General features: G+C 67.5%; 10 protein-coding genes. 5 read left to right on the forward strand and 5 right to left on the reverse strand.

The features are described 5' to 3' along the window. Positions 1-24: 24 nt before the first annotated feature. Both N4G47_RS15375 and N4G47_RS15380 read left to right on the forward strand, forming a co-directional pair. Positions 25-843: a S1/P1 nuclease gene (locus N4G47_RS15375; protein WP_475288375.1), complete on the forward strand. Its 819-nt coding sequence runs from the start codon at positions 25-27 to the stop codon at positions 841-843. An 11-nt stretch (positions 844-854) separates the two neighbouring features. Then, a complete protein-coding gene (locus tag N4G47_RS15380; protein ID WP_475288380.1) occupies positions 855-1,655 on the forward strand; it encodes an MBL fold metallo-hydrolase in 801 nt (266 codons plus the stop codon). 35 nt (positions 1,656-1,690) lie between these two features. Here N4G47_RS15380 and N4G47_RS15385 read toward each other — a convergent pair whose 3' ends face one another. From N4G47_RS15385 to N4G47_RS15395, 3 genes are read right to left on the reverse strand one after another with little or no spacing between them, the layout of a single operon-like run. Continuing rightward, positions 1,691-2,254, reverse strand: a complete 564-nt coding sequence (locus N4G47_RS15385) for a hypothetical protein (RefSeq protein WP_475288385.1) — start codon at positions 2,252-2,254, stop codon at positions 1,691-1,693. Further along, positions 2,251-3,492 (reverse strand): M56 family metallopeptidase, encoded by a 1,242-nt coding sequence (locus N4G47_RS15390; RefSeq protein ID WP_475288388.1) that lies wholly within the window; start codon positions 3,490-3,492, stop codon positions 2,251-2,253. The genes N4G47_RS15385 and N4G47_RS15390 overlap by 4 nt, the downstream gene beginning before the upstream one ends. Continuing rightward, the gene (locus N4G47_RS15395; RefSeq protein ID WP_249843002.1) at positions 3,485-3,850 is read right to left on the reverse strand and encodes a BlaI/MecI/CopY family transcriptional regulator; all 366 of its coding nucleotides are present in this window, start codon (positions 3,848-3,850) and stop codon (positions 3,485-3,487) included. The genes N4G47_RS15390 and N4G47_RS15395 overlap by 8 nt, the downstream gene beginning before the upstream one ends. A 118-nt stretch (positions 3,851-3,968) precedes the next feature. Between N4G47_RS15395 and N4G47_RS15400 the strand changes: the two genes are divergently transcribed. From N4G47_RS15400 to N4G47_RS15410, 3 genes are read left to right on the forward strand one after another with little or no spacing between them, the layout of a single operon-like run. Then, positions 3,969-4,526, forward strand: coding sequence for a flavin reductase family protein (locus tag N4G47_RS15400; RefSeq protein WP_475288392.1), 558 nt, complete (start codon positions 3,969-3,971; stop codon positions 4,524-4,526). Positions 4,527-4,559: 33 nt separating this feature from the next. Continuing rightward, a complete protein-coding gene (locus N4G47_RS15405) occupies positions 4,560-6,512 on the forward strand; it encodes an acetyl-CoA hydrolase/transferase C-terminal domain-containing protein (protein ID WP_475288395.1) in 1,953 nt (650 codons plus the stop codon). A 45-nt stretch (positions 6,513-6,557) separates the two neighbouring features. Then, complete coding sequence (locus N4G47_RS15410; RefSeq protein WP_475288400.1) at positions 6,558-7,160, forward strand: NADAR family protein; 603 nt, start codon at positions 6,558-6,560, stop codon at positions 7,158-7,160. Between the two features lie 115 nt (positions 7,161-7,275). Here the strand turns inward: N4G47_RS15410 and tkt are convergent, their stop codons facing one another. Together tkt and N4G47_RS15420 are read right to left on the reverse strand one after the other, a co-directional pair. Continuing rightward, on the reverse strand, positions 7,276-9,273 hold the full coding sequence (gene tkt / locus N4G47_RS15415) for a transketolase (RefSeq protein ID WP_249842998.1): 1,998 nt from the start codon (positions 9,271-9,273) through the stop codon (positions 7,276-7,278). 161 nt (positions 9,274-9,434) lie between these two features. Continuing rightward, complete coding sequence (locus N4G47_RS15420; RefSeq protein WP_475288406.1) at positions 9,435-10,754, reverse strand: dicarboxylate/amino acid:cation symporter; 1,320 nt, start codon at positions 10,752-10,754, stop codon at positions 9,435-9,437. Between the last annotated feature and the right edge of the window lie 4 nt (positions 10,755-10,758).

Here is a 10,758-nt window from a genome sequence, read left to right on the forward strand (position 1 = left end):
CCCGGCCGCCGCTAGAATGTGCGCATGAAAGCCCTGCACTCCCTGTTCCTCGCCGCCGCCCTGGCGCCGGCTCTGCTGTCCGCTTCCGCCCCGGCCCATGCCTGGGGCGCACAAGGCCACCGCCTTGTCGCCGAAGTCGCCGACACCCGCCTCAACCCCACCGCCCGCGCCGAAGTGGACCGCCTGCTGGCCACCGAGCCCGACGCCACCCTGGCCAGCATCGCGCCCTGGGCCGATCAGCTGCGCGCCAAGGACCCCGGCCTGGGCCGTCGCTCGGCCGGTTGGCACTACGTCAACATCGCCGAAGACAACTGCCATTACGAAGCTCCCAAGCACTGCAGGAACGGCAACTGCATCGTCGAGGCACTGAAGGCACAGAGCGCCATCCTCGGCGACCGCAGCCTGACCGACGGCGAGCGCCTGCAGGCGCTGAAGTTCGTCGTTCACCTGGTCGGCGACATCCACCAGCCGATGCACGCCGGCTACGCGCACGACAAGGGCGGCAACGACTTCCAGCTGCAGTTCGGCAACCGCGGTACCAACCTGCACTCGCTGTGGGACAGCGGCATGCTCAACACCCGCAAGCTGGACGACAGCGGGTACCTGCCGGTGCTGCAGGGCCTGCGCGCGCCGAAGCTGGCACGCCAGTCCAACCCGCAGCGCGACCCGCAGACCTGGGCCGAGGCCAGCTGCCGCATCTCCATGCAGGCTGGCGTTTATCCGGCCACGCGTAAGATCGGTGACGAGTACACCGAGCGCTACCGGCCACTGGCCGAAGCGCAGCTGCGACTGGCCGGCGAGAACCTGGCGCAGTTGCTGAACCGCGTGCTCGGCACGCGCTGAGGAGCGTTCCCATGCCAGTCCAGGTGCAGTCGTTCTTCCACCATGACAGCAACACCTTCAGCTACCTGGTCAGCGACACGGCCAGCGGCGAGGCGGCGCTGATCGACCCGGTCCTGGACTACGACCCGGACACCGACGCCAGCAGCGAGTCACCGCTGCGCGACGTGCTGCAGGCCATCGAACAGCAGGGCCTGCAGCTGCACTGGCTGCTGGAAACCCACGCCCACGCCGACCATGTGTCGGCGGGGCGTCGGCTCAAGCAGCGCTTCCCGCAGGCCACGCTGGCCATCGGCGAAGGCATCCGCGCGGTGCAGGCCACCTTTGCACCGCGCTACGGCCTGCAGCTTCCTGCCGCCGATGACATCTTCGACCGCCTGTTCGCCGATGGCGAGACCTTCGCCCTCGGCGAGCTGCAGGCGCGCGTGATTGCCGTGCCCGGCCACACCAGCGACAGCGTTGCCTACCTGATCGGCGACGCCCTGTTCAGCGGCGACTCGCTGTTCATGCCTGACGGTGGCACCGCCCGCTGCGACTTCCCGGGCGGTGACGCCGCGCAGCTGTATCGCTCGATCCAGCGCCTGCTGGCCCTGCCCGATGCCACCCGCGTGTTCGTCTGCCACGACTACGGCCCGGGTGGCCGCGCGTTCGCCAACGAAACCACCATCGGCGAACAACGCGCACACAACATCCACGTGCATGACGGCGTGGCCGAGGCCGAGTTCGTCAGCGTACGCCAGGCCCGCGATGCGACGCTGGCCGAACCGGCACTGATGCAGCCGGCGGTGAAGGCGAACATCCAGGGCGGGGCCTGACGCGCGCCGTTGCACCCGCCGGCCATGGCACGGCGCTACCCGCCCTGTGTGCGCACCACATGCTGGCCCTTCACGATCTCGAAGGTGAAGGCGTACTGCAGGGTGACGGCGACCGGCTCAACCCGCTCGGCGCTGCGGCAGTCGCCGCGATCGGCCGGCACCTTGCCTGCTGGGAAGTGGCAGACCGCGGCGGACGAGTACTGCCACATCGCCACCGCCTCCTGCGCGGCCTGCAGCAAGGGCGCATTCTCCGGCCTCGCGCCCGCACGGCATTCGCTGCGGTCGGTCAGTGGCATGCTGCGCTCAACGCTGCCCTGCGCATCCACCACCACCTGCAGGCAGACCGTGGTCGGCGGCAGTGCCGTGCGTGGGTCGCGCTCGCCCACCACCGGATCGGGTGCCGTATGCAACTGCGGCATCCGGTAGCCCTCGCTGTCGGCCAGCGTGTAGGGCTGGATCTGGCCGGCGCCGCCTGCGGCATCGGGCCGCAGACGCTGGTGACCAACGTTCTCGCTGCGGGTATCGACGGTGGTCAGGCGATCCTGGGTTGCACACCCCACCAGCAGTGCCGCCATCATCCACAGCGGCGCCCGCCTCACTTCGTTTCCTCGGTCTCATCCATGGCGTAGGTGATCGGAATGCGGACGGCACCGGCCACCGGCTTGCCGTTCTTCCGCGCCGGTCGGTAGGTCCAGCTGCGCGCGGCGGCGATGGAGACGGCATCGAACACCCCCGGATTGGTCGCGCTGAGCACCTGCACATCGGTCGGATGGCCCTGTGCGTCCACCTCGATGCGCAGGTTGACCACGCCCACCTGGCGCTGCTCGAAGGCGGACTTCGGATAGGACGGCGGCGGCATCTTGTCGACCTGGATCGGACTGTCCAGCCCCGCCTTGGCCGCATCCTCTGCAGCGTATTCGAACGGCTCGACACCGATCCGGGTACCTGCCGCCGCACCGCCCTGGCTGGCCCACGCCACCGCCGCCATTCCCGCGCACAACCCGACCACCAGCACCTGACCCGACACCCACGGCAATGCCTTCCGCTTGGACTGCTTCAACATGGCGATACGCTCCTTCAACACGGGTTGGCTGCGCCAATGGCAGACCGCGGGCGCAACCGGATGGACCAGCTGCGCCTTCAGCAGCGTGCTGGCATAGAGGCCGCGCAGCGCAGGCTGCGGGGCAATGGTGCGGGCATCACAGGCCAGTTCCTGGTCGCGCAGGAAACGGCGTGCAGCCCATGGCAGAAGCGGGTGGAACCAGAACACTGCGCGCACCAGCAGCAGCGCGCCGTTGGCCCAGTGGTCGCCATTGCGGCGATGGCTGCGCTCGTGCTGCAGGATCAGGTCCTGCTCCTGTGCGGTGAACTGCTGATCGAATTGCGGACCGACCACGATGCGTGGTCGCCACAGACCGACCAGCGCGGGCAGGCCCGGATCAGCGCTGGCCTGCCAACTACCGTCGGCGCGCGCGTGCAGCACGCCCAGGCTGCGTTCGAAGCGGCGCTGCGCACGCAGGTCGCGCAACAGGCTGATGCCCACGCCCAGCGCCCATGCCAGCAACAGCAGCCGAGCCCACGGCAACGACTCCCCGCCGAGACCATCGGCTGCTCCCGGCACCACCGTCAGCGGCAGCGTCGGCACCTGCTGCAGCAACGCCACCTCGGGCAGCGGCAGCAACAGCGCCGCCAACAGCAGCGGCAGCAGCCACCAGCTGCGGTAGGCCAGCGCGGCGCCGCCCAGCCGTACCAGCAAAGGGCGCAACGCGGCCAGCAGCAGCGCAGCCACCGCCAGCCACAGGCTGCCCTGCCACAGTCCATCAAGCAGCTCAGTCATGGTCCAGCTCCTGGATCAGCTTCTTCAGTTCGGCGATGTCCTGCGCGCTGAGCTGGCCGCGCTCGCTGAAATGCGCCACCAGCGGCGCTACCCTGCCCTCGAACACACGGCCGATGAAGTCCTGGCTCTGCGCCTCCACCCAGGCCTGGCGCTGCAGCAGGGGCCGGTACAGATAGCGCCGGCCATCGCGCTCGGCGGCGATCGCGCCCTTGGTCAGCAGGCGGTTGAGCAGGGTCTTGATGGTCGGCTCGGCCCAGTCGCGGTGGGCCAGCGCGGCCACCACGTCTTCGGCGCTACGCGGTGCCTGCTGCCACAGCACCTCCATAACAACGGCTTCGGCTTCGCTGATCGGGGTCATTGTTTACATCCGTAATCGACAACCCGATTACGCGCGTAATCGAGCTTTGTGTCAAGCCCCTCGACTCCGGGTTCATCGCAGCTGCGCCAGCATCGGTTCCTCCCGCCCCAGGCCCCGGATGAAAGCGCTGCCCAAGAAGGAATTCCCGGTCGAGCAGGCCCGCCGCTTCCTCGAGCCCGGCCCGATCGTGCTGGTCAGTACCGCCTGGCGCGGCCAGCGCAACCTGATGACGATGGGCTGGCACATGGTGATGGGCTTCTCGCCGTCGCTTGTCGCCACCTACCTGTGGCACGAGAACCACAGCTTCACACTGGCCCGGGGCAGCGGCGAGTGCGTGATCAATGTGCCCGGCGTGGAACTGCTCGATACCGTGGTGGACATCGGCAACTGCAGCGGCCGTGAGGTCGACAAGTTCGCCCACTTCGGGCTCGACGCCGTGCCCGCGCGGGAGGTCGGCGCGGCGCTGGTGGGCCAGTGCCATGCCTGTTTCGAGTGCCGCCTGTACGACGACAGCCAGGTCGACGCGAGCAACCTGTTCATCTGGGAAATCGTGCATGCACAGGTTGCGCCGCGGCCGAAACTGCCGCGCACGGTGCATTACCGGGGCGACGGGCAGTTCATGGTGTCCGGCGCGGAAGTCTCGCGTCGACGGCGGTTCAAGCCCGACATGCTGTAATGCCCGCACTCCCCACACGCAGGACCGCCGCGCATGACCGAACACCTCACCGACCTGGACGCCGCCGTCGACTGGTTGTTTGCGCGCGTGGACGGGCCGTTGCGGATCGGCGCGCCGCTGGCACTGGGCAAACCGCATCGGCTGCTCAATGCGCTGTATGCACGCGTCGAGAAGGACCCATCGCGGCCGCTGCAGCTGTACACCGCGCTGTCGTTGAATCCTCCCCAGGCACGCGGCGAGGGCCTGGAGGCGCGCTTCATGGCGCCGTTCGTGCAGCGCCATTTCGGCGACGACTTCCCGCGCCTGGCCTATGCCGATGCGATCACGCGTGACGCGCTGCCGGCGCATGTGCAGGTGGAAGAGTTCTACATGCAGTCCGGTGCCCTGCTCGGTTCGCGCCAGGCGCAGTCCAGCTATACCAGCCTGAACTACACCCACGCCGCCGACGCGGTCGCCCAGCGCGCGCCGCAGGTGATCGTGCAGAAGGTGGCGATGCGCGCCGGTGACCGTCGGCTCTCGTTGTCATGCAACAACGACATCACCCAGGACACCCTGGATGCCATCGCCGCGCGTGGCCTGCCGCGGCCCCTGCTGATCGCCGAGATCGACCCGCAGCTGCCTTACCTGGGTGGCTCGGCCACGGTGGATGTGTCGTTCTTCGATCTGGTGATCACCCCGCCGCCACCGTACCCGGCACTGTTCGGCCTGCCGCGGCAGCCGGTCGGCGATGCCGACTACGCCATCGGCCTGTACGCCAGCACGCTGGTGCGCGACGGCGGCACGCTGCAGATCGGCATCGGCACGCTGGCCGATGCGCTCAGCCATGCGCTGGTACTGCGCCACACCGACAACGCGCGCTACCGCCGCGTGCTGCACGCGCTGGACCCGCAGCTGGCCAGCCACCCGCTGGTGCAGGAAATCGGCGGGCTGGATCCGTTCGAGGTTGGCCTGTACGGCTGCAGCGAAATGCTCAACGAGGGCTTCCGCCGGCTGGTGCAGACCGGGGTGATCAAGCGCAAGGTTCACGACGACCTGGCGCTGATGCAGCGCATCGAGAACGGCAGCACGCTGTCCATCGACCACGCCACGCTGGCGGCCGAAGGTGAGTACCTGCACGGTGCGTTCTACCTGGGTTCGCCGGAATTCTATGAGTGGCTGCGCACGCTGCCGGACGACGAGTGCCGCGCGATCGGCATGCGTCGCATCAGCGAGATCAACCAGCTGTACGGCGGCAACGAAACGCTCGAACGCCTGCAGCGCCGCCATGCACGCTTCTTCAATTCCTGCATGATGGCCACCGCGCTGGGTGCGGCGGTGTCGGACGCGCTGGACGATGGACGTGTGGTGTCCGGCGTGGGCGGCCAATACAACTTCGTGGCGATGGCGCACGCGCTGCCGGAAGCACGCAGCGTGCTGATGTTCCGCGCCGCGCGCGATGACAAGGGCCGGCGCGAATCCAATGTGCGCTGGAACTACGGGCACACCACCATCCCGCGCCACCTGCGCGACATCTACCTCAACGAGTACGGCATTGCCGATCTGCGCGGCTTGACCGATGAGGACTGCGTGCAGGCGATGGCGGCGATCACCGAGGCGCCATTCCAAGGTGATCTGCTGCTGCAGGCGCAGGCTGCGCGCAAGCTGCTATCGGCTGCGCAACCGGTTCCGCAGCGCCTGCAGCGCAACACGCCGCAGGCGTTGTCCGCAGCACTGGCACCGTTCCGCACCGATGGCAGCCTGCCGGACTATCCGCTCGGCAGCGATTTCAACGAGATCGAGCAGGTGCTGGTGAAGGCACTGGGCTGGCTGAAGGCCAACACGCAGACCCGCGGCGACAAGCTACGCACGGTCTGGGCCGCGCTGCGGCAGCCGGCCGGTGATGGCGACGCGGTGTACCTGCAGCGCATGGGCCTGCAGGCACCGAAGGATTTCAGCGAGCGCTTGAACGCACGCCTGCTGCGCCTGGCGCTGGCGCGTACTGCGTAATCACGCGTACGGTAGCGCCGGGCCATGCCCGGCGAAAAAGCATCAGTGCCAACCAAGGTTGGCACCTACCAGGGCGCGGCGGCACGCTATGCTGTGGCGATGAACGATGATTCCCGTTTCCTGCATGATCTGCAGCAGCGCGAAGCTGCAGGCGAAGACCTGCGTTACCTCTGCTTCTGGGGCCACCAGCCGCCGCGCAGCGGAGTTTCTGCGTCCTGTTTCAGCCAGTGGTATGACGCCGGCTTCGAGATCGATGGCGTGCACTACCGCACCGCCGAGCACTACATGATGGCCGGAAAGGCGCGTCTGTTTGGCGCCACCAAGCTGCTTGAGAAGATCGTCGCCAGCACCACGCCGGACAAGGCCAAGGCTTTCGGCCGCCAGATCGAAGGCTTCGATGAAGCACGCTGGACGCAGGCCCGCTACGACCTGGTGGTGGAAGGCAACAGGGCCAAGTTCGCGCAGAACCCGGAACTTGGGGCGTTCCTGCGTGCGACCGCAGGCTGGGTGCTGGTCGAAGCCAGCCCGGTGGATTTCATCTGGGGCATCGGCCTGGCCAAGGACCACGCCGACGCGCACAACCCGGCGCAGTGGCGCGGATTGAACCTGCTTGGGTTTGCGCTGATGGACGTGCGGGACGCAATGTAACGCTCATCCACGCACGGCGTGGATCTACTGGCACGGCGGCCGATTCGTTTCGCCCCACAGAAAAAGAGAAAGGCCGGCTTGCGCCGGCCTTTCCTTCATCACGCTGTGATGCTGCTTACAGCGCCTTGGCCGCTTCCACCACGTGCGCGGTGGTGATGCCAAAGTGCTTGTACAGCTGGTCGGCCGGGGCCGAGGCACCGAAGGTGTCGATGCCGATCACCGCACCGTCCAGGCCGACGAACTGGCGCCAGAAACCGGTAACGCCGGCTTCCACCGCCACGCGCTTGCGCACGGCGTTCGGCAGCACCGATTCACGGTAGGCCGCATCCTGGCGCAGGAACACGTCGGTGGACGGCATCGAGACCACGCGGGTCTTGAGGCCGGCCGCGTCCAGCTGGGCCTTGGCTTCAGTGGCCAGCGAGACTTCCGAACCGGTGGCGATCAGGATCACATCCGGGGTACCGGCGGCATCGGCCAGCACGTAGCCGCCGCGCTCGATCTGGGCGATCTGCTCGGCGTTGCGCGGCTGGTGCGGCAGGTTCTGGCGGCTGAACACCAGGCAGCTCGGGCCGTCCTGGCGGGTGATCGCGGCCTTCCAGCTCACTGCCGACTCAACGGCATCGCACGGGCGCCACACGTCGTTGTTCGGGATGTAGCGCAGCGAGGCCAGGTGCTCCACCGGCTGGTGGGTCGGGCCGTCTTCGCCCAGGCCGATCGAGTCGTGGGTATAGACGTGGATGGCGTGGGCCGGGATCAGCGCGCTCATGCGCACGCCGTTGCGGGCGTAGTCGCTGAACACCAGGAAGGTGGCATCGAACGGAATGAAGCCACCGTGCAGGGCCAGGCCGTTGGCAATGGCGGTCATGCCGAACTCGCGCACGCCGTAGTACACGTAGTTGGCGTTGGCGTCGTCGCTGGCGACCGACGTGCTGCCCTTCCACAGGGTCAGGTTGGAGTGCGCCAGGTCAGCCGAGCCGCCGACGATTTCCGGCAGCAGCGGGGCGTAGGCTTCGATGGCCAGCTGCGAGGCCTTGCGCGAGGCGATCGTCGGGCCTTCAGCGGCCACCTGGGCGATGTAGGCATCGGCCTTGGCAACGAAGTCGGCCGGCAGTTCGCCGTGCGAGCGACGGGTCAGTTCGGCCGCTTCGCCCGGGTACTGGCGGGCGTACTTGTCGAACAGCTGTTCCCATTCGGCCTGGCGCAGGGTGCCGGCGCCATTGGCACGCCAGCCGTCATAGATCGCCTGCGGAATCTCGAACGGGCCGTACTCCCAGCCCAGCTGCTTGCGGGTGGCTTCCAGTTCGTCCTTGCCCAGCGGGGCACCGTGGCTGGATTCCTTGCCCGCCTTGTTCGGCGAACCAAAACCAATGGTGGTGCGGCAGCAGATCAGGGTCGGCTTGTCGCTCTGCGACAGCGCGGCCTCGATGCCGGCCTTGATGCTTTCCGGGTCGTGGCCATCGACGTCGCGGACCACGTTCCAGCCATAGGCCTCGAAACGCTCCGGGGTGTTGTCGGTGAACCAGCCTTCGACGTTGCCGTCGATGGAAATGTGGTTGTTGTCCCAGAAGCAGACCAGCTTGTGCAGGCCCCAGGTGCCGGCCAGCGAGGCGGCTTCATGCGACACGCCTTCCATCAGGCAGCCATCGCCCATGAACACCCAGGTGCGGTGATCGACCACTTCCAGCTCCGGGCGGTTGAAGCGCTGTGCCAGCAGCTTCTCGGCCAGGGCGAAGCCCACGGCATTGGCGAAACCCTGGCCCAGCGGGCCGGTGGTGGTTTCCACGCCCGGAGTCTCGTGGCGTTCCGGGTGGCCGGCGGTGTGGCTGCCCAGCTGGCGGAACAGCTTCAGCTGCTCGATCGGCAGGTCGTAACCGCTCAGGTGCAGCAGCGCGTACTGCAGCATCGAACCGTGACCGTTGGACAGCACGAAACGGTCGCGGTTGAACCAGTGCGGGTTGCTCGGGTTGTGGCGGAGGTAGTCGTTCCAGAGGACTTCGGCGATGTCGGCCATGCCCATGGGCATGCCGGGGTGGCCGGACTTTGCGGTTTCAACCGCATCGGCGGCAAGGAAGCGGATGGCGTTGGCCAACTGGCGACGGGTAGGCTGCGTCATGGTTCTGTCGGAATCGGGAGGCGGCCGCGGACGTGCGGGCGGCCTATTGTCCCATAGTCGCCGGGCGGGGTCAGGTCGGACCGGAAAACGAAAGGGGTCGGAGCCCATTCCGTGGGGAATGGGATCCGACCCCGATCAGGTCGCCAGCAGTGGTGCCGGGCTCAGTCCTGGCGCGGGGTCAGCGCCGGGCCGTCGTGCGGCTCGCCCTTGGCCACCAGGGTGGTCAGGGCCAGGTCGCCGGTCACGTTCAGTGCGGTACGGCACATGTCCAGGAAGTGGTTCACGCCCAGGATCAGGCCGATGCCCAGCGGGTTCACGCCCACCATCGCGCAGATCATCGCCACCACCGGCAGCGAGCCGGACGGCACACCGGCGGTACCGATGCCGCCGAGGATGCACACCGCCATCACCATGAACTGCTGGCCGATGCTCAGGTCCACGCCGAAGAACTGCGCCAGGAAGATCACCGTCACGCCCTCGAACAGCGCGGTGCCGTTCTGGTTGGCGGTGGCACCCACGGTCAGCACGAAGCGCGACACGCGCTGCGGCAGGCCCATCTGGTCGGCCACGCGCAGCGCGGTCGGCAGGGTGGCATTGCTGGACGCAGTGGAGAACGCCATCACCGTCGCTTCCTGGGTATCGCGGAAGAACGACAGCGGCGAACGGCCGGACAGCCACACCGCAGTGCCGTAGGTCACGATCATGTGCAGGCCCAGTGCCAGCACCACCACGCCCACATAGGCACCCAGGCGGATGATCAGCTCGAAGCCGAACAGTGCGGCCAGGTTGAACATGAAGCAGGCCACCGCATACGGGGCCAGGCGGATGACCAGGTTGATCAGGGTCATCGAGATTTCGAACACGCCTTCGATGGCGCGGCGCAGCGGGGCGACCTTCTCATTGTCGGTCAGCACCATGCCGATGCCGAACATCAGTGCGAAGAACATCAGCGACAGGATCGCGCCGTTGTCAGATGCCGCCTGCAGCACGTTGCTCGGCACGATCGACAACAGCATGTCCATGCCCTTCGGGGTGCCATGGATGCCGGCCACGATCTCCTTGCTGCGTTCGGCGTTCTCCGACAGCATCAGCGCTGCGGTCTGCGGATCGACGCCCGCGCCCGGCTTGAGCACGTTCACCAGCACCAGGCCGATGCCCACCGCGATACCGGACAGCAGCACGGTGAACGCCAGCGTCTTCCAGCCGATGCGGCCGAGGGCGCGGATGTCGCCCATCTCCGATACGCCCATGATCAGCGCCGAGAAGATCAGCGGCACGATCAGCATGAAGATCAGGTTGAGGAACAGGCCCGACGCCGGGGTGGTGACGTAGTCCATGACCCACTTGGCACCGGCCTGCAGACCCTCGACGCTGCCGCCCAGGGCATGCACGATCAGTCCCAGGATCAGGCCGATCGCAAAGCCGATGCCCATCTTCCAATGCAGGGGCAACTTCTTCCTGTCGGCAGCAGCTGCTGTCATACGC

Source organism: Stenotrophomonas sp. GSD10 (assembly GCF_056172695.1).